21 protein-coding genes are annotated in these 20,731 nt (G+C 60.4%); 2 read left to right on the plus strand and 19 right to left on the minus strand.

From position 1 onward, the window contains the following. Nucleotides 1-21: 21 nt before the first annotated feature. The 15 genes from KBY08_RS09355 to KBY08_RS09425 are packed head-to-tail and all read right to left on the minus strand — an operon-like array spanning nucleotide 22 to nucleotide 15,012. Nucleotides 22-819 (minus strand): TIGR01458 family HAD-type hydrolase, encoded by a 798-nt coding sequence (locus KBY08_RS09355; protein ID WP_058398620.1) that lies wholly within the window; start codon nucleotides 817-819, stop codon nucleotides 22-24. Between the two features lie 38 nt (nucleotides 820-857). Continuing rightward, complete coding sequence (locus KBY08_RS09360) at nucleotides 858-2,441, minus strand: hypothetical protein (protein ID WP_058822915.1); 1,584 nt, start codon at nucleotides 2,439-2,441, stop codon at nucleotides 858-860. Then, on the minus strand, nucleotides 2,438-3,025 hold the full coding sequence (locus tag KBY08_RS09365) for a hypothetical protein (protein WP_024641584.1): 588 nt from the start codon (nucleotides 3,023-3,025) through the stop codon (nucleotides 2,438-2,440). The genes KBY08_RS09360 and KBY08_RS09365 overlap by 4 nt, the downstream gene beginning before the upstream one ends. A 12-nt stretch (nucleotides 3,026-3,037) precedes the next feature. Beyond that, nucleotides 3,038-4,084 (minus strand): hypothetical protein, encoded by a 1,047-nt coding sequence (locus KBY08_RS09370; RefSeq protein ID WP_032656018.1) that lies wholly within the window; start codon nucleotides 4,082-4,084, stop codon nucleotides 3,038-3,040. Further along, entirely contained in the window at nucleotides 4,081-5,217 is a 1,137-nt protein-coding gene (locus KBY08_RS09375; protein ID WP_003402637.1) for a hypothetical protein, read from the minus strand. Before KBY08_RS09375 ends, KBY08_RS09370 begins: the two co-directional genes overlap by 4 nt. Before the next feature lie 24 nt (nucleotides 5,218-5,241). After that, nucleotides 5,242-6,420 (minus strand): hypothetical protein, encoded by a 1,179-nt coding sequence (locus KBY08_RS09380; protein WP_003402639.1) that lies wholly within the window; start codon nucleotides 6,418-6,420, stop codon nucleotides 5,242-5,244. Further along, entirely contained in the window at nucleotides 6,417-8,312 is a 1,896-nt protein-coding gene (locus KBY08_RS09385; RefSeq protein WP_003402640.1) for a PEP/pyruvate-binding domain-containing protein, read from the minus strand. Before KBY08_RS09385 ends, KBY08_RS09380 begins: the two co-directional genes overlap by 4 nt. Then, nucleotides 8,302-8,976: a dCTP deaminase gene (gene dcd, locus KBY08_RS09390; protein ID WP_058822918.1), complete on the minus strand. Its 675-nt coding sequence runs from the start codon at nucleotides 8,974-8,976 to the stop codon at nucleotides 8,302-8,304. The genes KBY08_RS09385 and dcd overlap by 11 nt, the downstream gene beginning before the upstream one ends. Before the next feature lie 2 nt (nucleotides 8,977-8,978). Beyond that, on the minus strand, nucleotides 8,979-9,491 hold the full coding sequence (locus KBY08_RS09395; RefSeq protein WP_003410416.1) for a dCTP deaminase domain-containing protein: 513 nt from the start codon (nucleotides 9,489-9,491) through the stop codon (nucleotides 8,979-8,981). Between the two features lie 4 nt (nucleotides 9,492-9,495). Continuing rightward, nucleotides 9,496-10,512, minus strand: a complete 1,017-nt coding sequence (locus tag KBY08_RS09400; RefSeq protein WP_024641589.1) for a fatty acid desaturase family protein — start codon at nucleotides 10,510-10,512, stop codon at nucleotides 9,496-9,498. Nucleotides 10,513-10,546: 34 nt separating this feature from the next. Further along, the gene (locus KBY08_RS09405) at nucleotides 10,547-11,656 is read right to left on the minus strand and encodes an SDR family oxidoreductase (RefSeq protein WP_024660696.1); all 1,110 of its coding nucleotides are present in this window, start codon (nucleotides 11,654-11,656) and stop codon (nucleotides 10,547-10,549) included. A gap of 1 nt (nucleotide 11,657) precedes the next feature. Then, nucleotides 11,658-12,125 carry a type II toxin-antitoxin system RatA family toxin gene (locus KBY08_RS09410; RefSeq protein ID WP_003402649.1) on the minus strand — a complete coding sequence of 156 codons (468 nt, stop codon included), beginning with the start codon at nucleotides 12,123-12,125 and terminating at the stop codon, nucleotides 11,658-11,660. Between the two features lie 12 nt (nucleotides 12,126-12,137). Next, complete coding sequence (locus tag KBY08_RS09415) at nucleotides 12,138-13,394, minus strand: aspartate aminotransferase family protein (RefSeq protein ID WP_024641591.1); 1,257 nt, start codon at nucleotides 13,392-13,394, stop codon at nucleotides 12,138-12,140. After that, a complete protein-coding gene (locus KBY08_RS09420) occupies nucleotides 13,391-13,945 on the minus strand; it encodes a DUF6031 family protein (protein ID WP_024641592.1) in 555 nt (184 codons plus the stop codon). Before KBY08_RS09420 ends, KBY08_RS09415 begins: the two co-directional genes overlap by 4 nt. Next, the gene (locus KBY08_RS09425; protein WP_111522180.1) at nucleotides 13,942-15,012 is read right to left on the minus strand and encodes a DUF6001 family protein; all 1,071 of its coding nucleotides are present in this window, start codon (nucleotides 15,010-15,012) and stop codon (nucleotides 13,942-13,944) included. The genes KBY08_RS09420 and KBY08_RS09425 overlap by 4 nt, the downstream gene beginning before the upstream one ends. A gap of 552 nt (nucleotides 15,013-15,564) precedes the next feature. Between KBY08_RS09425 and KBY08_RS09430 the strand changes: the two genes are divergently transcribed. Both KBY08_RS09430 and KBY08_RS09435 read left to right on the plus strand, forming a co-directional pair. Next, complete coding sequence (locus tag KBY08_RS09430) at nucleotides 15,565-16,680, plus strand: type III PLP-dependent enzyme (RefSeq protein ID WP_032656039.1); 1,116 nt, start codon at nucleotides 15,565-15,567, stop codon at nucleotides 16,678-16,680. Between the two features lie 24 nt (nucleotides 16,681-16,704). Further along, the gene (locus KBY08_RS09435) at nucleotides 16,705-17,040 is read left to right on the plus strand and encodes a DMT family transporter (protein ID WP_003402657.1); all 336 of its coding nucleotides are present in this window, start codon (nucleotides 16,705-16,707) and stop codon (nucleotides 17,038-17,040) included. A gap of 28 nt (nucleotides 17,041-17,068) precedes the next feature. Here KBY08_RS09435 and KBY08_RS09440 read toward each other — a convergent pair whose 3' ends face one another. From KBY08_RS09440 to KBY08_RS09455, 4 genes are all read right to left on the minus strand, one after another. Continuing rightward, nucleotides 17,069-17,866, minus strand: coding sequence for a phosphodiesterase (locus tag KBY08_RS09440; RefSeq protein WP_110392577.1), 798 nt, complete (start codon nucleotides 17,864-17,866; stop codon nucleotides 17,069-17,071). Nucleotides 17,867-17,970: 104 nt separating this feature from the next. Beyond that, nucleotides 17,971-18,558 (minus strand): peroxidase-related enzyme, encoded by a 588-nt coding sequence (locus KBY08_RS09445; RefSeq protein WP_011267763.1) that lies wholly within the window; start codon nucleotides 18,556-18,558, stop codon nucleotides 17,971-17,973. After that, on the minus strand, nucleotides 18,558-19,082 hold the full coding sequence (locus KBY08_RS09450; protein ID WP_024641597.1) for a CMD domain-containing protein: 525 nt from the start codon (nucleotides 19,080-19,082) through the stop codon (nucleotides 18,558-18,560). The genes KBY08_RS09445 and KBY08_RS09450 overlap by 1 nt, the downstream gene beginning before the upstream one ends. A gap of 68 nt (nucleotides 19,083-19,150) precedes the next feature. Beyond that, nucleotides 19,151-20,716 carry an ABC transporter substrate-binding protein gene (locus KBY08_RS09455; protein WP_011267761.1) on the minus strand — a complete coding sequence of 522 codons (1,566 nt, stop codon included), beginning with the start codon at nucleotides 20,714-20,716 and terminating at the stop codon, nucleotides 19,151-19,153. Nucleotides 20,717-20,731: the final 15 nt, after the last annotated feature.

Here is a 20,731-nt window from a genome sequence, read left to right on the forward strand (position 1 = left end):
TCGTCCTTGTAATCCAGTTACTTAACCTTGGCGCAGATGACCTGCGGCACTGCCGGACATCCACCAGCGTGGAAAATCTGCAATCCCTTCAATCACCGCATCCACGTTTTGCCGATGGGCCTCGAACAGCCTCGGGTCATATTTTCCGGTACGCACCAGCAGGCTGCTGGCACCGACCGCTTTCGCCCCTGCGCAGTCAGTCAGAACGTCGTCGCCCACTACCAGAGTGCGGCTGGCGCTAGTGTCGAGTTTGCGCAAGGCAGCCTCGAAAAACGTCGGCGACGGCTTGCCCATGACCAGGGCCTGTACCTGTGCTGCGGCCTCGAGCCCGACGATGAAGGCGCCGCAATCGAGACGCTCCCCGTCACGATCGAACCAGAACAGGTTTTTTTGCAGCGCAATGAGGCGAGCACCGCCTCGCAACATACGGAAACAGCGATTCAGCGTGGCGTAGTCAAAGGCTTCGCCGATATCGCTGATGACCACTACGTCCGGGGTCGTATCGTCTGTAGCGATGCCACTGAACGCCGGCCGTATCGAATCGGGTACCAGCAGATGGCACTTGAGGTGCGGATGTTGCTGCAAATAGCCCAGACAGGCCGTGGTGGCGGTCTGGATTTCGTCGGGGACGACCTCGATTCCGGCGCGACAAAGCTCCTCTGCCAGCTCCTCGGGCATCTTCGCCGTGGTGTTGGTCAGCAATTGCAGCCTCAAACCCTGGGAACGCGCGAAGCTCAATGCATCGGCTGCGCCCGGCAGAGGCTGCCCCTTGAGCAGGAGTGTGCCGTCAATATCGAAAAGCAGGCTGTCGAAACGCATGGATAAGCTCCCTGTGACTGAAATTATCGAGTCAGGTGTCAGAATGTGGCTGTCAGCCAATGGCGAATCGCGGGCAATGTCACTTCAGCGTCGGCAGGACGTGGCAAGGGCGTGCTGCTGGCGTCCAGCAATACGCCACGCAACCACGGGTCAGTGGCACATACCGTGTGGTCGCCACCTTTTCGGCTGACGCGAACGGCGTGTTCTGAACGAGTGGCCAGCAGTCGCGTGCCTCGCGGAGCCTGCCAGTAGCAGCCGCCCGTCCAGCCTTCGGCAAAGACCTGCCCGCCGGCGCACTCGAACATCGTCCACTCATCTCGAAACGGCTGTGCGAGGCTTTTGCGCCAGGCCTCGGTCACTGAGCCAGGGTCGTGTCCGGACAGCGCCAGTCGCGCCGTGTTGAACAGCACCAGACCGTTGTCGGCCGGATGAAAGAGCGCCGCGCTTTTGTGCATATCCGGCACGCCTGATGCGTCATAGACCAGCCAGCCCTGCTGCTCGAAAAAACTGTTGGGGTAAAGATCGTGATGGACAGGTGCCATGCCGTGATCCGAGTGAGCGACGCAGCGTACCTCGCCACCGGCGGCATCGACGCAGCGCAGGATCAGCTCATCGACCCACCCCGCTATCTCGTCGAACAGGCGTTGTCCGACCGCCTGCATCAATTCGCTGGCCCAGTCTGGCGCGAGGTACTTGAGCAAATGATGTGACAGCAGATCCACCACCGGGTAATAACCGATGACACGCTGTGCATCACCGGCCCTGACTGCGCCGACAATGTCGTCGCAAAAGCTTTCATGCATCTCGCGCATCAGTTCCAGCAGCAGCCATTCCGCAGCGCCCTGCCCGCCCTCATCCAGCCGCTTGCCCAACTGTCCGGTGCGATACAGCACCGTCAGGTCATTGGCCACGTAAGCCTTGCCGGCGTCGCCCTGCAGATCAAGCGCCTGGACCTCACGGTAACCGAAGCTGATCACACAAACACGGTTTTCGATGTGCACCGCACGCAGTGCAATCGCCTTGCACACATTGCCTGGGGCCTGCCCCGACAACGGCACGTGCACCGTGCTGCCCAGCGGCAACCGGCACGCAGCACGGCCATGGTCTTCTGGCCAGTCGAGCACAGCGCCGTCCTGTTGCAGACTGACCCTGGCAAGCACATTCAGGGCCTCGATACGCAGCCAGCCACCGTTTTCAATGACCTCAGGGCGCAGCGAAAAACCCTGATAGACACAGCTTTGCCCAAGCAATGCGTCACCCAGCCTGTCGGGCTGGACAAAGGGCACGGCACACAGGCGAAAAGTGATGCCCTGGCGCGCCCATTCATCCCAGACCATATCGATGTGGCGCGGCCAGACCTCAAAAGCATCCGCCACCGCCAGGCAGTCCTGCGGCGTTGGCGCAGGGACGAGATAGCCCGTCAAGCCGTGCTCGCTGACCGGTGCGCCGCTGAAGATCGACAACAGTGATGGCGGCGTCTGGCAATTGGGTGAAAGTGGCAGCAAGGGGTAACACGGCCACTGCGCCGAGGGCCGTCCAGGCTGTCCTGCCCGGTAACGCTTGACCAGCTCCCACGACAACCCGTCGATCAACAGCCAGACCAGCGGATCAGCGCCCTTCATGAAGCGATCCGGCGTTGAGAGTCGTCCAACGCCCACCGGGCCACTACAGCGACACGCTGCTTCAACTGCTCGAGCGAGCCGCTGTTGGGCAGCACGTAATCCGCTTCGATCCGACGCATCTGCAGATCCAGTGCGCTGTTTTCCACCACGCTGATGTCGCCTCGTTGTCCAAGACGCGTTTGTCTCACGGATGAATCGGCAAGCACCTTGATCACCTGAAAGCCTTGCGCCTGAAGGTACGGCCAGTCAACGGTGTCGTCGCGCAGGTCATCATTGATGACCACTTGCGCGCAGGATCGGGCCAATCGTCGGGCGAAGTTCGTGACCAGCGACTGGCTGTCCAGATCCCTCAGCTCGCGTGCGATGCACTCCAGCAAACGCTGATTCTGGCTGCCGCTCGCCACTTGCACCCCGGCCTGCTCATAAAACATGCCTTGCAACTCATACAGGGGCTGAGCGAGCTTGATGACCTCGACCGGCAGCCCGGCTGTTTCAAAATACTCACGCAGCAACCCGGCGGTTGTACTCTTCCCGGAACCGCTGGGGGCCACCAGCGCCAGACGCAATTGGTTAGCGTGGTTCATAGGATCTCCTTATCAGGCGCTGATCAGCTCGCGCGCCACGCCCACGCGGCTTTGCCACTGCACACCGAGCAGCCCACGGACAATTTGCGGCGGCACGCTGTCGGTCAGCGAACCGGCATCCAGCAAGCCGTGCCAGGTCGAGGTAACGAAACGATGCGGCCACTCGAACAGTGTGGGTGAGTGGATCTGGTCCAGAATCGCATCGCGGCCCATTGCATCGACCCGCAATTTGCCCCGCGCCGACACGTTGGGCAGGATGACGGTCTCCAGCCATCCACAGCCCTCCGGGCTGGCCTTGAGTGCGGCGCGCATGGCTTCGGGCTTGCACAGGCGTTTTTCGGTATGCGCTATCGACAGATCATCGGCCACCGCTGCCAGATCGAGTCGCTTTGCCAGTTCTGGATGTGTACGTAATGTGCCGACACCGACATGCGGATAATCCGGCCAGCCGCGGGCGCGAATCCGACCGTCGACGCTGTCCAGCAGCAGCTTGTCCCCGGAAAAGTACAGGTACTCATCGGACAGCACCAGGTCGAGCATGGTGGTGGTCTTGCCTGCCCCCTTTGCACCGCCGATGGCAACAATCCCGCCGTCCGGCCCGACCACCGCCGAGGCATGCATGATCACACTGCCTTTGGCCTGTTCGACCAGCAGCCCGTAATAACGCACCAGCTCGATCAAGTGGATGAATGCATTTTCGTCGCCATGAAAATCAACCGTGTGACGCGCTCGGTCAATCCGGTAACCGACCCGCGTATCGGCATCCCAGGCGTAGTCCAGCCCTGTCTCCGGGTCATGGCCACGCAATACCCGCAGGGTAAAGCCGGGAGCGTAGGTTTCACGGATGATGTCGGGCGTCACACAGAGGCTCATCCACGCCGCGTTGAACGACGCGCTGTCGTGCAGCCGCAGCCTCAGGTCGACGGCTGTCTGGCCGTCGTCGTCCACTTCGGCAAAGTAAGGCGCAAGGAACACCCGCAGCCGCTGGGCCAGTGCCGAGCCCGAGGTCTGATCGTCCAGTTCAAATCGATAGCGTCCATTGCAAAGATAACGGCTCATGAGTGCAGGCTCTCCGGGCGGGTGATGAAAGGCGATGACGAATGCAGAAAGGCAAAACGGTCAGTCAGGGGCCAGCACTCCTGGCGACGTTCGCTCAGAAATGCCTGCAGATGCTCCATCAGCCTGCGCAGATCGGCATTGATCGACTGAGGGTCTATCGCGCCCCGGCACTTGAGAAAACGCACCTCACCACGCGTCGTACTCCCCGCCTGCGAATCGAGCGGCATGCAGGTCTCGAAGGTGATCGCGAAGAGGTTGCCGCTGTCCACGGATTCGCAAGGGGCACTGAACGCGTAACGTCGGTATTCGCCAAGCGCCTGCAACGTGCTGTCAATGTTCATGGCCATGGCCTCCAGCGTCGGGGAGCCCAGCGACAGGTGCCTTACGGTGCCGGACAGGCTGCCCGGCGCACTGCGAAACAGCTGCACGATGGGTTCATTGACCGCCAGCTTGCGTTTGCGGCTGCAGTGCTCGACCCATACATAACCACCATCTTCCGCCCTGGCGGCGGTGACCTGGTGGTCCCAGACCTGAAATTCGTCACCGCACTGACTGGTGAACGGCGCCATTACCGGGCTGAAACTGGCGTCGAACCAGGCCTCGCCGAGCATTCGCGCATGGCAATCAGGTGCCAGCTCGAAGGACTCGACGTAGGTCTGTTCGCTGGTGGCGTAGCGACATTCCCAATTGTTGATCGCCAGATGGTTGCGCTCGAACGCATTGCGCAGCGCGATCAACAGGTTTTGCGGGACGGCAGGCTGCTCGATTTCGAGGGGCGGCTGTACGAACAGCGAACGATGCACATCAATGCGATTGAGCAAATGGCTGATATGCACCCGGTCCGCCTGCAAGCGGATGATCGCCAGCGGGATGGCGGCACCGGACAGGTTGTGGCAGCTTTCGTCGCCCAGCGCGCCGTGCGAATCCTCAAGGAGCATCGCCCCGTCGGCATCCCAGCGTGCCAGTACCCGGTGGCGGCCTCGCAGGTCAGCGACGGCGGTCAGTTCACCCAGCAACGCCGTGTCCGCAGCAATGGCATACAACCTGTGGTCATCGCTGCCGAACGGCTCCTGATGACGGATTTTCCAGCTACCAAACACAATAGCCGTCTGCGTGGTCGTGGATTGCGACATGCTCATCTCCCCGGCAAAGTGAATTCAGAGCCGACTCGCCTCACGGGCAAAGTCGAGTTTCGAATAGAGATCCTGCTGAAACGGCGGGTGCCGCTCCGCCAGAAAGTCGCGCATCACGTGGGAGACGGTTTCAAAGTCTTCCTCCACCTCGCGCAGCGTGTGCAGGGTCCTGCTACGGCAATATTCGACTTCGACCTGGGCGAACTCCGCACTCCCGTCGACCATGCGACAGACATCGAAGTACGCCCCGAAACCATTACCGGTCCTCAGCGATTCGAAATTGATGTCGATCCGGGTGCGCCTGAACGGCTTGAGCCGACGCAGGTTGGCCGAGGTCATCGAGCGGGCGTGAGTTTCGATGTCGGCAAACGCCACCGGCTGATCGGTGTTGAAGTCCTCGCGGCGCAATTCCGCGTTCTCGAGAAACCATTTGCGCTTGACCGCCATCAGCCCGTCGGCCTGGGGAATGAACGAGATATAACCGGTTTCCAGAGGGTCGCCAGTCACTTCGAAGATATGCGATTCATAGTCGTAGGTTTGAAAGTCACGGTCGATTTCCAGCACCAGGTCCTTGAAAGCGCCTTCTCCGAACGCCTTGTGCATCGCGGTGGACAATTGCCACATGTCAGGTATCTGAAACGAGGTGAATTTGCGCTCCAGCTCCATTTCCGGACGCCAGCGCACATACCAGCAGTCATCGCTAAGCATCGGTTGCGAAACGGCCACACGCGCAGCAGCGGATCTGGCCAAACGCTGCCAGGCCCTCCAGGAAGCACGTTCGACCGGTTCGACATCCATCAAGTGCAGGAACAAGGCCCCGGCTTCGCCCTCATGGACATAGTGATAAACGCTGCATTTATCGGGGTGATGCATCACCGCCAGGGTGGCCATCAAGGCCTGATCGGAGGGTCGACGATTGAGCGTCGGATCCAGCATATGCATGCGCGAACGACTGTCCTGGGTGCGCTTGCGTTGCCCGGCATTGAACACCTGAAAATCGAAGTCCTTCATGGGCATCGGCACATGGGTGTGATGGGCATTGGAAAGCCACTGCGCATGCAACGTACCGCTGGGGATGAACAGACCGTTGTCCGAGTGACGGGCTCGCGCTGCCTCTGTGTCGACAATGGCAACCAGCGCAGAATCGAGGCTGCCGTTGAGGGTGTGCGGATCGAAAAACAGCAGTGAAATATCCGTAGTCATTGTAGCTCCCGTACTTCGTTGACCGCGTGAGGCAGCGCCTTCGGGCTGTGGCTGAAAGTGATCCGTTGCCCGGCAAGCCCCTGCTGATACAGCGCCTCGGACTCCACGGCGGGAATGCCGTGTTCACGCAGCAGAATCGAAAGATGGCAAAGCATGGACGCCTGTTCGAAGACAAAACCGCGCGCGAACGGCAGCAATGCCGCCAGCGCCGCATAAGGGCGCGGCGAGACCACAATCGCCTGTCCGTCGTGAACACGCAGTTGCCGCTCAAGCTCTTCCAGTTCGGCACCCAGCGAGCTGGACGAAGGGATCGAATTGATTGAAACGGTGGCCGAGATACTCAGTTCTTCCAGCTGTCGACCCGCCGTGACCAGCACCACCGGCCCGTCGGCATAACCTGGCGAAATCAGGCGGATTTCCGTTGCGTCCTGCACCTGCACGAACGTCGACAACGGCGAAAAATCAATCAGGTGCAACTGTTGCCCTGCCCTTACCCATTCCAGTTGCACCGAGCCCAGCAGTGCGCCCGCCGCATGGGTGATGCTGTGCAGCTGCTGCGCATCGGAGGGCCCACTCGGGTCGTTCGTCGCCAGGCGCGCGCGTTGAGTGCCGGCAATGCCGCGATTGATCGCCAGCAAACCTTCCGATGACCACTCACAGGTCGTCGAGCCGTCATCACACGCCTGGGTGATAAGCCCGGTTTCACCCTGCAGAAACTCGCGCAGCACGAAACACACCACCCGCTCATCGCTGAGTTCAAGCAGCCGCTCACGCAGTGCGCCACGCTCGAGAATCTGCTGGCGCACCTGATCGGAGAAATCCAGTACCACTTGATCGGTCTTGAGCCTGTCCAGCAGTGCCTGGCTCATTGTCGGTTCGAGCAGCCCCTGGCGATTGGCCTTAATCAGCAATGCCTGGCCAGCCGAGACGTCGTGGGTTTGCGCGAACAAGGCCAGCGGGCGGCGCTTGCTTCGAAAATACTGCGCAAAGGCAGGCAATGGACGGAATTCCGTCAGAGCTTCGTCACTGGCAAGGTAGAGCTCAGCCCACTCCAGCACCGGCTCCAGGCTGCGCGCCTCGCGCAGACTGGTGACGGGTCTTGCCTGAAGCAGCCAGACTTGCCCCTCATCCGCCGCCCATTCGATGTCGGCAGGCATGCCCAACGCCGCAGAAGCCCTGGAGGCCAGCGCGGCCACCTCCAGCAGCAATGCGGTGTGCGGTTCCAGCGCTGGGTCACAGTCCAGCAATTGCTGGTCACCGATCCGCGCCGACATGCCCCTCTCTACACCGGACACCATCGCTTCACCCAGCGAGGCAACCGTTTCGATCAGCGTCACGGCCTCACCGGTCAGCGGATCGTGGCTGAACGCGACGCCGGCGAAGCGAGCCTTGACCATGCGCTGCATGATCACCGTCATCTCCACCGGTGTTTCCAGCATCGACGCCCGCAGGCGTTCCAGAATGGCCTGACGGGAAACCCCGGAGCGCCAGACATCCAGAATCGCAGCCTTGAGCGCCGGCAATCCCTTGACCGACAGATGCGTGCTGAAGATTCCGGCAAAACTGTGCTGATTGCCATCCTCGATATTCGCCGAAGAACGCACGGCAAGTTCGCTGTCGGCGTCAAAGCCTGCCTGCCCGAGCAATGCCTGAAGATGGCCGTCGGCAGCGTCACTCCACTCGAACTCGGCGAACCGGGCGATTCTGTCCATGTGCTCGTCAAGAAAGGCACCGGCGGTGATGCGCACGGTTTTCAGCGTGTCCTCAATGGCCTGTTTGCGGTTTGCAAAGTCCTGCCATAACACGCGGTAATCGGCATCATGCAGAGCGCTCAGCGCGGGCACCGGCAGATCACCGGCCAGATGTTTCAAGGTCAAGTATTTACTGGACACGACGGCCTCCTGCTATCAGTGGAATCTCGGTGGCCATTCGCCCGTGCCTGCCGGCCAGCGCATCGGGCGAGGCATCGACCTCTTCCTGGGCTGCTACAACGGGAAATGGCGCAAGGTTGGGCACCAGCGGCTGTGGACGCGGCGTCTTTTCGAAATCCATGAAGATGCGGGACGCGAAAGCCTCGGTCGCGCCCTGGTACTTTCCGGAATACAGCTCGATATCGCCCTTGACGTTCCAGAACATCATTTGACCGATGTTCATGCCGGGGTAAACCCGTATGCGGTTGAGCGCATACAGCTGCAAGGTCCAGCGCCCGACGAAACCGATGTCGCCCAGTGGCGCCGAGAGGTTGATGAACATGCCCAGCCTGGCGATCGAAGAGCGAGCCGCATAGGTAGGTACGAAATGGGTGCTGCCCATGGTTTCTATGGTCGAGGCCAGATACAGCTTCATGGGCTGCAATTCAAAGCCTTCCGGACCGATCTCGATGGTTCGCGTCGACGCCTCGGCGCGCACATCGATCACATCGTCTTCGTAGACCTTCATCTGGTCATGCAGGCGGAAGTTGTAGCTGTTGGGGTTGACGTTCTCATGGGAAAACGGACTGATGACGATTTCACCCGAACGCACGCGATTTTCGATTTCACTACCGGTCAATATCATGGTCAATCCAGAATGATTTTCGAGGGCACGGTGCTCTTGGAGCCCAAGTAGCGTCCCGCGTAGCAGGTGGTCATGCCGAAGTTCGCCCAGAAGCAGACCTTGGCCACTTTGGTGCCGGCATAGACCCGCACCGGTTGAGTCACAACGATTTCCAGCGTCCAGCTGATGGCCGCACCGGTATGACCGAGCGGCGCACTGGTCTGGATGAAAACGCCACAGGACGCCGTGGACACATTGGCGTAAAGCTCGCTGGCGAAATCGATACCGCCGATCTGCTCGGCAGTCGCCCCCAGGTAAAAACGGTTGGGGTACAACACGAAGCCTTCGGGCGGAATATGGTGCTCGACCACCTCCAGCTCACCGTGAGGATCGATGCGGTCGCTGCGGTACTCCAGAAGCAGATCCGCCAGGTGACAGCCGTATGAGTTGACCTCGACATGTGCAGGGTCGAAGGGCTCGATGACGACACTGCCGACCTCGCGCATCTTCACTATTTCAGAACCTGTGAGCATCATGGGTTCAAGCCTCCTGATCCAGAGAGGCCACGGCACGCGCCCGGCCGTTGGCACCATACAATTCGGCGCGCATGCTGCGTTCCCCCAAGAGGTAACCCTGGGTGCTGCAGGCCGCAGCTGAACCAGGCAGGCTCTGGGCAAGACGCCGGGACAAGGTGCCCAGGTGATAGCTGGGTATCTGTTGAAAAAGGTGATGCTCCCAGTGCCGATTGATATTGCACGGCGCAAACAGCCCTCGTTCCAGCCAGCCCGGACTGACACTGCGTGCATCGCGCTTCACACTCTGGGTCGAAAGCCCTGCGTGCTCCGACAGGCTGCGAATGCGCAGAATCGGCGGCAGAAAGAACACCAGTGGCGCCAGCCAGTACAGCAGCACGCCCGGCCAGGCCTGCAAAGCCGTGATGAGCAGTGCGGCGCAGGTATAAAAGGCCATTGCCTGATAGCGCTCGATGCGGGTCGACGGCACGGGGTGAGTGAACAGTCCGATCACGCTGAAGCTGTCCATCGTGCGTAGCGATTGCAGGGTCGACAGCCCACTGATGTCGCGCAGCAGAGCCTGCCAGAACAGTCCGGAACTGGCGGGTGCGAAGGCATCGGCGTAGTCCGGATCGTCGGGCGTGTTGAGGTGCTTGTGGTGGGCAATGTGGTGAGCCCGGTAGCGTGACGTGCTCAACGTCAGGGGAAACGTCAGGAATACGTTGGAGATCAGATCGTTGCGCCGCTTGTCACGGCTGATCAGCAAATGCGCCGCATCGTGCATGAGTACCAGCAACGCGTGCTGTCGCGTCGCAATGATGATTACCGCGATCAGACACACCAGCGTCGAGTCGCTGACTTCAGCCAGCGTGACTGCGGCGACGATCACCGCCCACTGCACGCCTATCTGCAATGCCTGCCGCCAGTGGCTGAGTTGCTTGAGATCCGAGGTCAGTGACAGGTTGTCGCGTGCCAATGTGGCACGCTCGGAGCGTCGGTCGTAAGCGCCACTGTCCATCGTGTCGAGTTCGATTGTGTCTGCCATGTTCCATCTCCCGTTCAATCGTTGAAAGGGCCTGCTAGCCGTGCATTGCCGCCGATTTCGCGACAAGCTTGTCCAGGCTGATCCGTGCCTCGGGCGCATGAGCCAGCCAGTAATCCACCGCTTTGGGTAAAAACACTTCCGCGCCGGGTGCCGGGTTCCGGACGTTCAACGGTGGCCTGACCAGATCGCTTTCGGCGTACACGCCATAGATTTGCAACAGGCGCTCGAAATAGCGGAAATCCCGGGTCGAAATACCTTCGGGCCGCCATGCGACCAGCGAGCGCTTGAGGAATGCCCATTGCCGGCTGCGCAGGATCGGTGCCGGGGTCAAGGGCGCAATGCCGGCTTGCTGCCGCGCATGATCGACGCGCGACTCGATGATGCGGATCACCTGCTCATAAGGCAGGCGTGCATCCCCCGCCGAGGCGACGACCTCGCGCGCTTCGCCACCGGCCACGCAATGACTGACCAGGTGGATCAATTCGTCCACCACCCAATCGATAGGCACCAGATCGAACAACCCCTGGCGATTGCCGACCAGAAACGGCGGCGCAAAGGCATTGATGAAGCGAATCAGCGGGTACAGGCCGTGAAAACGACTGATTGCGCCATCGCCGGTAGCGCCGATGACCAGGCTGCAACTGAACACGGAAATCGGCATCTGCGTGCCGAAAGTCTCACGCAAACCACGCTCTGCCGCTGCCTTGCTTTCCTCATAGCCATTGCGATAGGTCCAGCCTTCACAACGGGTGAACGCTGTGGACACGTAAATGAAATGCGGCTTGCGCACCAGTTTCTGGACAAAGCCGCAGAACAGTTGCGCACCTTCGACATTCAACTCGTGCATCTCTTCGAAGCTCTTGTCCCAGGCCACATCGGCAGCCAGATGGACTGCCGTGGCGCACTCGATGGCGGGCAGCGTGGCGGCCAGCGCATTCAGGGAGTCGGCGTCTGTCAGATCGGCGATCCGGCATTCGAGCCGCGAGCGGCTGTGCGCAGGCAAATCCTGCAGGCAGCGACTGGCCGCCTGCGCGGAACGGCACAAGGCAATCACATGCGAGGCCGGATGCTGACTGAGCCAGTCGCGCACGAACCAGGAGCCCAGCGCACCACTGGCCCCGGTGATGATCAGTGTCGAGCGCATATCAGCAGCCCCCTGCCGCAACCCGCTGATGACGGCGAGCGAGCAGTTGATTGCGTATCCCGTCCAGCATCTGGATGTTGTTGGCGCGAATCGCCCGTTCACCGATAGGGTGCAGGACTTCGGCCAGCGACGGGATGCCCAGGTCGAAGGTGACGTTCAGGTCCACGTGCAAGCCGTCTTCGCGCTGGATCAGCAGCCACTCGCCGTACCAGACCTCAAGGTCGCCATCGGTCTGCTTGAATTCGATGCGTTCGTCCGTTACCAGCCAGTCCTGCTCGGTCCAGGTCAGCTCGCTGCCATTGATCAATACGCGCCACGTACTGGAAACGTATTCACTCTGCCGGGGGTGAACGATCACCTCCAGCACATCGCTCATGAAGTCGGGATAGCGAGCGAAGTCCGAGAGAATCGGCCAGACCTCGCCAGGCTCGAAGTCACCGAGAAGAACGCTGGTTGATACATCAGGCATAGGAATTCTCCGTCATTGAATGGAGCGATAAGCCGCATCGACGGCATCACAGAAACTGTTGATGCCTTGTTCGAGGTGGTCTCGGGAGATGGTCGCGTCGGGATACACCCGCAGCACGGAGGTTGCGCTCAGGCAGAACGCCAGCAGCACATTGCGCTGCGCGGCTTCGATCAGGGTCTGCGCCACATAGTTGCTGGAGGTGAATTCCACCCCGATCATCAGGCCGCTGCCACGCACTTCAGCCACGGCAGGACAGTCCTGTAAACGCTCACGCAGGATGCTCATGGCCACCTGCCCCAGCTGGTTGACGCGCTGACAGAATGCGGGATCGCTGACCACGTCGAGCACAGCGTTGACCACGGCTCCCGCCAGCGCGCTGCCAGCGTAGGACGAGGCATGCACGACCGGATCACGCGCCGGTGCACCGAAGCGGCTGCTGTCGTAAATGGCGGCGGCCACCGGAAACACACCACCGCCCAGGGTTTTGCCGAACACGACGATGTCGGCGGGCGCGCCGCAGATCAACGATCCGCTGCGCCCCAGGCCGGATTGAATCTCGTCATGAATCATGAACGCGCCATGTTCGCGACACAGACCTGCAAGTTCGCCCAGAAAATCCAGGTCGACCGGCCTGATTCCGCCCTCGCCCTGAACCGGCTCGGCGATCACTGCGGCAATATCGCCCTCTGCCAGTGCCTGGCGTGCAGCAGCAAGATCACCGGCAGCAATGAACACGACATCTTCGGCGTGCATCAGCGCGGCGTGCCCGCGATAGCCATAGCTGACCGCAAGCGCGCCACTGGTCCGGCCATGGTAGGCGTGGGTCAAGGCGATGATGCGCCGCCGGCCAGTCTGCATGCGCACCAGCTTGAGGGCTGCTTCGATGACCTCCGAACCGCTGTTGCCGTAAAGCAAGCCGTTGCCCGGACGGCCGACACATGTCACGAGCCGCTCGGCGGCGCTCAGGCTGGATTCGTTGGCCAGGATCCGGCTGGAAAGTCCCAGTGATGTGACCTGTCGCGTCAGCGCAGCCACGACCTGAGGGTGCCGGTGGCCCAGCAGGTGCAGCCCGAAGGAACCGAAGTCCAGCCAGCGGCGGCCGGTGTCATCGGTTATCCACGACCCCTCGGCCGAGTGTTCGGCTGCGGTCAGCCCGGCCATGCGCAACATAAGGCCTTGCTCACGGCCAAACACCGCACCGTAGCGTTCGACGAATGAGGATTTGCGCGCAGGCACGCTCGCCGGCGCACTCATGACATGACTGTTCATAGAGACCTCATCAAAGGTGCCAGAAAGGCAGCATCACCACCTGCCAGGCGGCAGGAGCGGTCCCAGTCGCGCAGGGTTCGCAACACCTGACCCTGAGTGCCCGGCAGCAAGGGGTTGAACAATTTTCCGGGAAAGGCTTCCAGCAGTTCCTTGAACAGTTCGATCAGCCGTTCTGCTTCATGGTCGTGACCTGCAGCGCTGTCAGCGGCAACGCCGAGCCATTCGACGGCGACCGGGCCTGTGTGGGCAATCACGTCGGTCAGGCCGTACTCGCTGAACAGCGCGAACTGGTGCAGTTCGTTCGGGGTGTCGGCACCGGCGAGTCGGCAGTCGATGTCGACCATCAATTCGGCCAGCTTGATTCTCAATGCATCCACCACCAGCGGCTCGTCCGCCGCGCCTTCGAGGTCTTCCAGATACGCCTCAAGCTCGGTCATGAGCAACCAGGCCACTGATATCAGCTTTTGCGTGTAGAGGCCCGCCGGGTATACATAGCCGCCAGCGAGCCGGGGAAACCAATGGCGAACGGCTGCTTGTGTGCTGGCAATCATGCGTGTGCTCCCTGCATAGGGTGTTGATCCTTGAGTGAGAAACTGACCAGCCCGGCCCGTGCGGCGCGCAGAAAATACGCAGCCTCTTCCCGGGATTGCTCGGCCAGGTCGATCGGGCGGGTGCTGCGCAATTCCGGCACATCCAGATGCGTCAACAGGGTCGCCTGCTGGTTGTCGGTGAGCACGAAGTCGACCCCCGGCAGAAACCTGCTGGCGGCGGAGCGCTCGATACCCGGCAGCAGCTCGGCGTAGGCGGCCTCGCAGGCGAACGTCTGCTCGGCGAGTTGAGTCAATTCACACAAGTGCATGAGGTCTGCGCCCTGCAACCCATTGCCGCAGGCCGGATAGGCGCACTGCCAGAGCTGCCCGATGGCGCGGGCAAGGCCGTCGTCCGCCAGCATGCCGTACCTGTTGAGCGCGCGGTCCCAGCGCAACAGCGTCCACTTGCGATTGGAGTTGACCCAACCGTGGCTGGCCAGCGTCGCGTTCATCAGAAACAGTGCGGCGTTGCAGGCATAGGCGGCGGCCGCGCGGTATTCGCCACTGCGCCAGGCCAGCACCGAGAAGCAGGCACTTTGGCGAAAGTCATCGAACGCTGCTGCAGACCAGATCGAGCTCAGGTCCTTCTGACTGTCCAGATAAGGCAGCGACTGATCGGTCGACACCGCGCAGACCAGACGCTCCAGGTACTTTCGCGATACCGCCTGCTGCTTGTCCCACTGTTTGAACGCAACGAGTTTCTGGGCGGTGGTTTGGTGTGCGTCCGTTGCCAGTCGGGAGAACGCGTTGTCAACTTCTTCGCGGGCAAATGCCACCACTTCCATATGGTGTTCATTGTGGTAGATCTGCGAGGCCATCGATTGATCGGACTGCCGACCATCGGTTACGCATATCAGATCTATATCACTGGCCGCGTTAGCGATGCCATGTACTGGAGAACTACTGATCAAGGCCAGTTGTGCATCGCCATACTGGCGTTTTACAACCTCTTCAAGTTCGGCAAAAGCGAGTTGGCGCGTGGCCAGAAACTGCCGGGCGTTGCCTGAATAAAAAGCACGAAAGTCCATGTATACCTTCCACTCGATAACGGTGACTTCATTAGGGCTGCTATTCGGCGTGCCGAGCAGCCCCCTGCCTGATCCATGACCATGAATTACGTTGTCGTCGTTAACGCGAGCGCTGACGCAATGGAACAAGCACCATTACTTCACGATGGAGTACACAGCAAGTGGCGTGCCACCGTTATTGATCATCGTCTAATGGCAAGGCGTCAGATAACCGCCAACGCGGATCCTGAGTGTTACCTGTCGAACGCCAAACCTTTAGATTCATTGGCTTTTTTACGACCAGGTATTGAATATGACTACTTTAATATATGTATAAAATTATTTATAAGCCACTTTTGGAAATAGCAAAGTGCTACCTGTATTTATTATTTCAGCGCCTGCACTTAACTGCACCACGCCGATTCGAACACTTTAAAATCGCCCTGTTTTGGTGGGCCGTCTTGTATACATGTTTATTAAAGTGTTCTCGTTAAGTTGTTCAGCCACTCGATAAAACCGTGGCACGAAGCTTGCTCGAAACTTGCCCACACTTCGAAATCAGAGGCGTTCAACGTGGACACACTTTTTGCACAATTAGCCGATGACACCAACGACACCTTCTATACCGTTGACCCGCGCTGGATCACCCGGAATGCGCAGCAATTCAGCGGCTGTTTTCCAGGTACCGTGCTGTATGCAATGAAGGCCAATCCACTCGTGCACGTGCTTGAAGCCTTGAGCCAGGGCGGTATCAATCATTTTGACGTGGCGTCGCTTGCCGAGGTGCAGACGGTGCACAACACGCTGCCCAACGCAGTTCAATACCTGATGAATCCAGTGAAATCCCGCCACTGCCTGCACGAGGCCTACTATCGACATGGCGTACGTTCATTTGTGCTCGACAGTGAGGAGGAACTCTCGAAGTTGCGGGACGTACTGCCCGAGCGCGACAGCACGATCAGCATGTTCGTGCGCTACGCGCCCTCCGAGTCGACGGCGGTTTACGATCTCAGAGGCAAATTCGGGGCAAGTCCGGCGTTGGCGACGCAACTGGTGCATCAAGTGGCGGCCAGCACTGACTGGTCACTCGGGCTGTCATTCCATGTCGGTTCACAAGCCATTGAAGACGGCCCGTGGCTGGCAGCCCTCGATGACGCGGACGCCATCGTGCGCGACACCGCCCAGCATGTCAGGCACCTGGATATCGGTGGCGGGTTTCCGGGCAATTACCTGAACTCCATGGGTAATACGCCGGACCTGGTTGGCAGGGTCTGCGAGCACATTCAGACCAGCCCGACATTGAAGGATCTGAACCTGATCTGCGAAGCGGGTCGTGGCCTGGTCTACGGCGGCATGTCGCTGTTTGCACGGGTGCTGTCGAGACGCGAACACAGTGTTTTCTGCGGCGCCGGTATTTTTGGCGGTCTGCTCTCCGCCCAGCAATGGCTGCAATTTCCCGCACGCGTGTGGCGAGACACTGCGCCTTACGCCGGCTCGGCGGAAGCCACCTTCAATATCTTTGGCCCCACCTGCGACAGCATGGATCGCCTGGCCTTCCCCTACTCGCTCGCCAGCGATATCAGGGAAGGCGACTGGCTGGAGTTTCAATCGACCGGCGCTTACTCGGTGTCCTTGCGCACCCCGTTCAACGGGTTTTACGCCGACCGCATCATCTCTCTCCCTTCCTGAATGCCTGAAAAGCGATCTGCCGTCATGCTCATAAAAGCTTATTTGTTCCTGCTTGCAGGTATCGTCGCTGAAACAGTAGCGACCATTGCGCTCAAAGAAAGCAATGGCTTCACCCGCTGGGTTCCGGTCATTGCCTCGATAGCAGGCTATGGCCTTGGGATTGTGTGTCTGGGGTATGCACAACGGGACTTGCCCATGTCACTGATCACGTCCATGTGGTCAGGCCTGGGCATTACCCTGATCACCGTCATTGCAGCGTTTCGTTATCAGCAGGTGCCCACTTTGATGGCCATTGGCGGTATCAGCCTGATCATCGCGGGCATCATCCTGGTCAATCTGGCCAAGGAGCAGGCGACCTGACAGCCTGCGCTGTCAGGGTCATCCCCGTTCAGGCGAAGTCAAAAGGTCCTTCGAAGCGGCCTATCGGCACCCAATGGGTGATCAGGCCGGTGTCGGCTTTCCAGTGGTGCAGCAGCAATGCAGGCGGTTCGACATAGGAGGCGTCGGCAGCCTCGGGGTGCAGTCGCAAGGCGATGGCCGTCGTCGTGCTCGGTGCCGTACACATCAGCGTGCCGCCGAAGCGCAGCTGCATGAAGCGATGAATATGCCCGCAGACGATGCGCTCGATGGCCGGGTATCGGCATACGACCTCCGCCAGTCGCTCGCCCCTTTCACAGCGATATGCATCGATGTAGGGAATGCCGCTTGAAAACGGCGGCTGGTGCATCATGATCAGCGTCGGCTTGTCCGGCTCCAGCGCCAGTGTGCTGTCCAGCCACCGGGTCGCCGTGTCGGTCATATCGCCGTGATGCTGCTCGGGGACGCTGATATCCAGACCGATAATGCGCACCGGCGCAGAACCCGAGTAAACGAAACTGCAATCCTGATCATTGATGAAGTAATCGTGCTCGGCAAAGGCGTCGCGCAGGTTCTGCCGATGATCATGGTTGCCCGGTATCATCAGCAGTTTTTGCCGTAGCGGTTGCAGCAACTCCCGAGCCATCGCGTACTCTTCGGGCCGCCCCTCGTCCACCAGATCACCGCTGAACAAAATCAGATCGGGTGCTGGGTCGAGGGCGTTTATCGTGTCGACGGCGGCGGCCAGCATGGCATTGGAGTCCACCACGCCTTGATAGAGTTGCCCTCTGGGCCGTACATGTGTGTCCGAAATGTGTGCTATCAGCATTCCATTACCTCAATCGTGTCCGGGTCGCGTGTTCACTTATGCAGTGAACCTGCAACGACCGGGCCAGACTGCACCTCAATCACCGGCCCTGGCCACTGCCACCCTCACACCTCGGGAAACACCGGCTCCCCCAGGTTGAGCATGAGCCGGTTGGCCCAGGCGAATATCGAGATGGCGTGAATCAGGTCCAGTACCTGTGTCTCGTCCAGCCCCTGTTCGTACAGCGTCTGGATATGCCCGGCGTTGAGCGAAGCCGGTTCAAGCGTCAGGTCGATAGCGAACTGCACAATCGCTTTTTCACGCGCCGTGGTGCCTGCCGTCGCGGGGTCGGCAAACACCTGGGCGATGACGTCATTGCGCTTGGCCAGTTGTTCGAAGCGTTGCGCATGCACCGACGCGCAATACACGCAGCGGTTGATACGCGACACCACGGTACTTGCCAGCTCTCGTTCGGCGCGCGACAGGCCGCCGGGGGCGTACATGATCGCGTTGAACGCCTGAGAGCGCTGGCGAAGAATGTCCGGATGATGGGCCAGCGTCAGGTAGTAATCCGAGGTCTTGGCCTGCGGATGGCTTTCTTCAAGCACAGCGACCTGCTCGGCGCTCGCGCTGTCGAGGTCAACGGTGGGCAACCAGGCCTTCCAGCCCAGCACCTGATTGGTGAAACCTTCAATTTCTATGAGTTCGCTCATCAGGCTGCTCCGGCAGACTTTAAAGCACCCAGCCCTGCGGCCAGACGCACCTGGTAGGACAGAAAAGCGATCAGTTGCGCCAGTACCACGATTTCAGCGGTGCTCAGGCCCTGCTGTTGCAGCGCCTGCAATGCGCTTTGATCGCCGTGTACCGGAGACTCGATCAAGGTTCGGGTAAAGCGCAGGATCGCCGCCAGACGCTGATCCTCCAGCAGATCGATTCGGCTGGCGTCCACATCGGCCAGCACGTTTGCCTCGGTGCCGGCCGTCTGCAACTGCGACAGGTAATACCCGCTCAGGGTCGGCTGCGCGCTCAGCAGCGTTGCGTAGTAGGCCACCCAGAGGCGTTCGCTCAGTGACAGGTTGTGCGCCAGTGCCGGGTCGAAAAACAAGTTCTGGCTGCCCTGGGTTGCCAGGGCCACCTTGTCCCGCGCATGCCGAACCGCGTGCAGCGGGCTGCCCGGCGCGATACCCAGCAGGCTGTCGAGCACGTCCGGTGTCGTTGAATGTTCAGTCGATGTCATGAAAGGTCCTGCGAGGCTGTAGTTGCATTCGCGCAGCGCTGGCAAAAGCGCGCGGTCATGGAAGAAAATCAAGGCTGCTCGGTGACCATGGTCGCTGCAGTGCGGTCGCTGACCAGTGGCTCGACCTTGAGGCCTTTGCGCGCTGCCCAGATGTTCTGGTAATGGAACAGCGGGATGATGCCGACGTCATCGCTGACAATCTGCACCGAGTCCTGGAGAATCTTGCGCCGCCTGGCCTCGTCGAATTCAGCGGTCGAATCAGCCAGGGCCTTGTCCACCAGCGGATTGCTGTAATGGCCCCAGTTCGAAGCGCCCTGCCCTTTGCTGCTGTCGACCGTGGTCAGAATATTGGTCAGGGCATAGGCCGCTTCGCCGGTGCCATTGCCCCAGGCAATCACGCTGATCGCCAGTTCATTCTTGTTCGCCTTGCCCGCGTACACCGCCCACGGCAATACCTCCAGCTGAACCTTGACGCCAATCCGCGTCCAGAACTGCGCCACCGCCTGCATGACCTCCGGTGCCTGCGGATAACGGTCGCCCGGCACATGCACAGTCAGTTGGAAGCCTTCGGGGAAACCTGCCTGCGCCAGCAGGTCCTTGGCCTGCTTGAGGTCATAAGGGATGTTCTTGATCTGCGGGTTGTAACCGAACGTGTTGGCCGGCATCCATTGATTGGCTTCGGTGACGGTGCCTTGCATGATGCGCTCGTTGATGGCCGGACGATTGATCGCCAGGGACAGCGCCTTGCGCACGCGTACATCCAGCAGCGGGTTTTCGGCCAACGGCTTGCCCGCGTTGTCGCGAATGAATTCGTTCGGACCGGCACGGAAACTCGGCTGAATGATCAGCGCACGCAGCCCCTGATAGGCGAAGACATTGACGTTCGGCGTTTTGCGCAGGCGCGCCACATCGGTAGGCGATACCTTGTCGATCACGTCGACATCGCCTGCCAGCAAGGCCGCGGTACGGTTGGCGGCGTTGGCGATGAAACGGAAATCAACCTTGTCCCAGGTCGGTTTGCCACCCCAGTAATTGTCGTTGCGAGCGAATATCGTGCGATCGCCCGGCACGAACGAGACAAACCGGTAAGGCCCTGTGCCGATCATCGCCTTGCCCGAGTTGTAATCGGCGCTGCTGGCTGCCGCACCGGCATGGCGACTGACGATATAGATCGAATCGATGTCCGGCAGCAGATTGGCATTGGGCGAACGGGTCTTGATGATCAGCGTGTGATCGTCCCTGGCCTTGATCGATTCAACGGTACGCATGGCACCTGCATACGAGGCCACGCTGCCGGGCACGTTTCGCGCGCGCTCGAAGGAGAAGACCAGATCATCAGCGGTCAGCGGCGTGCCATCCTGCCATTTGACGTCATCACGCAGGGCGAACTCCCAGGTGGTGTCATCCACCACCTTCCAGCTCTTGGCCAGACCTGGCAGGGTCTTGTCGTCACGGCGGCTGACCAGCGATTCGAAGGCATGCAGCGCTACCGAGCGGTCGCCTGCATAATTGTTCAGCTGTGGGTCGAGGGACGAGACCGGGTCGGCGTAACCGATGCGCAAGTCCTGTGCCGTGACACCGCCGGCGGCCAGCAAGAGGGCCGACGCCAGCAATGAACGAACGAGTGGTTTCATGGGTGGTTCCTTGTA

Origin of the sequence: Pseudomonas sp. P135 (assembly GCF_020312125.1) — a bacterium.
In the GTDB taxonomy this organism is placed as follows: Bacteria; Pseudomonadota; Gammaproteobacteria; order Pseudomonadales; family Pseudomonadaceae; genus Aquipseudomonas; species Aquipseudomonas fragariae.

Bases quoted from the DNA above. Each gene is read 5' to 3' on its own strand.
- KBY08_RS09355 (WP_058398620.1), bottom strand. From the start codon at position 819: ATGCGTTTCGACAGCCTGCTTTTCGATATTGACGGCACACTCCTGCTC.
- KBY08_RS09360 (WP_058822915.1), bottom strand. From the start codon at position 2,441: ATGAAGGGCGCTGATCCGCTGGTCTGGCTGTTGATCGACGGGTTGTCG.
- KBY08_RS09365 (WP_024641584.1), bottom strand. From the start codon at position 3,025: ATGAACCACGCTAACCAATTGCGTCTGGCGCTGGTGGCCCCCAGCGGT.
- KBY08_RS09370 (WP_032656018.1), bottom strand. From the start codon at position 4,084: ATGAGCCGTTATCTTTGCAATGGACGCTATCGATTTGAACTGGACGAT.
- KBY08_RS09375 (WP_003402637.1), bottom strand. From the start codon at position 5,217: ATGTCGCAATCCACGACCACGCAGACGGCTATTGTGTTTGGTAGCTGG.
- KBY08_RS09380 (WP_003402639.1), bottom strand. From the start codon at position 6,420: ATGACTACGGATATTTCACTGCTGTTTTTCGATCCGCACACCCTCAAC.
- dcd (WP_058822918.1), bottom strand. From the start codon at position 8,976: ATGATATTGACCGGTAGTGAAATCGAAAATCGCGTGCGTTCGGGTGAA.
- KBY08_RS09395 (WP_003410416.1), bottom strand. From the start codon at position 9,491: ATGATGCTCACAGGTTCTGAAATAGTGAAGATGCGCGAGGTCGGCAGT.
- KBY08_RS09400 (WP_024641589.1), bottom strand. From the start codon at position 10,512: ATGGCAGACACAATCGAACTCGACACGATGGACAGTGGCGCTTACGAC.
- KBY08_RS09405 (WP_024660696.1), bottom strand. From the start codon at position 11,656: ATGCGCTCGACACTGATCATCACCGGGGCCAGTGGTGCGCTGGGCTCC.
- KBY08_RS09410 (WP_003402649.1), bottom strand. From the start codon at position 12,125: ATGCCTGATGTATCAACCAGCGTTCTTCTCGGTGACTTCGAGCCTGGC.
- KBY08_RS09415 (WP_024641591.1), bottom strand. From the start codon at position 13,394: ATGAACAGTCATGTCATGAGTGCGCCGGCGAGCGTGCCTGCGCGCAAA.
- KBY08_RS09420 (WP_024641592.1), bottom strand. From the start codon at position 13,945: ATGATTGCCAGCACACAAGCAGCCGTTCGCCATTGGTTTCCCCGGCTC.
- KBY08_RS09425 (WP_111522180.1), bottom strand. From the start codon at position 15,012: ATGGACTTTCGTGCTTTTTATTCAGGCAACGCCCGGCAGTTTCTGGCC.
- KBY08_RS09435 (WP_003402657.1), top strand. From the start codon at position 16,705: ATGCTCATAAAAGCTTATTTGTTCCTGCTTGCAGGTATCGTCGCTGAA.
- KBY08_RS09440 (WP_110392577.1), bottom strand. From the start codon at position 17,866: ATGCTGATAGCACACATTTCGGACACACATGTACGGCCCAGAGGGCAA.
- KBY08_RS09445 (WP_011267763.1), bottom strand. From the start codon at position 18,558: ATGAGCGAACTCATAGAAATTGAAGGTTTCACCAATCAGGTGCTGGGC.
- KBY08_RS09450 (WP_024641597.1), bottom strand. From the start codon at position 19,082: ATGACATCGACTGAACATTCAACGACACCGGACGTGCTCGACAGCCTG.
- KBY08_RS09455 (WP_011267761.1), bottom strand. From the start codon at position 20,716: ATGAAACCACTCGTTCGTTCATTGCTGGCGTCGGCCCTCTTGCTGGCC.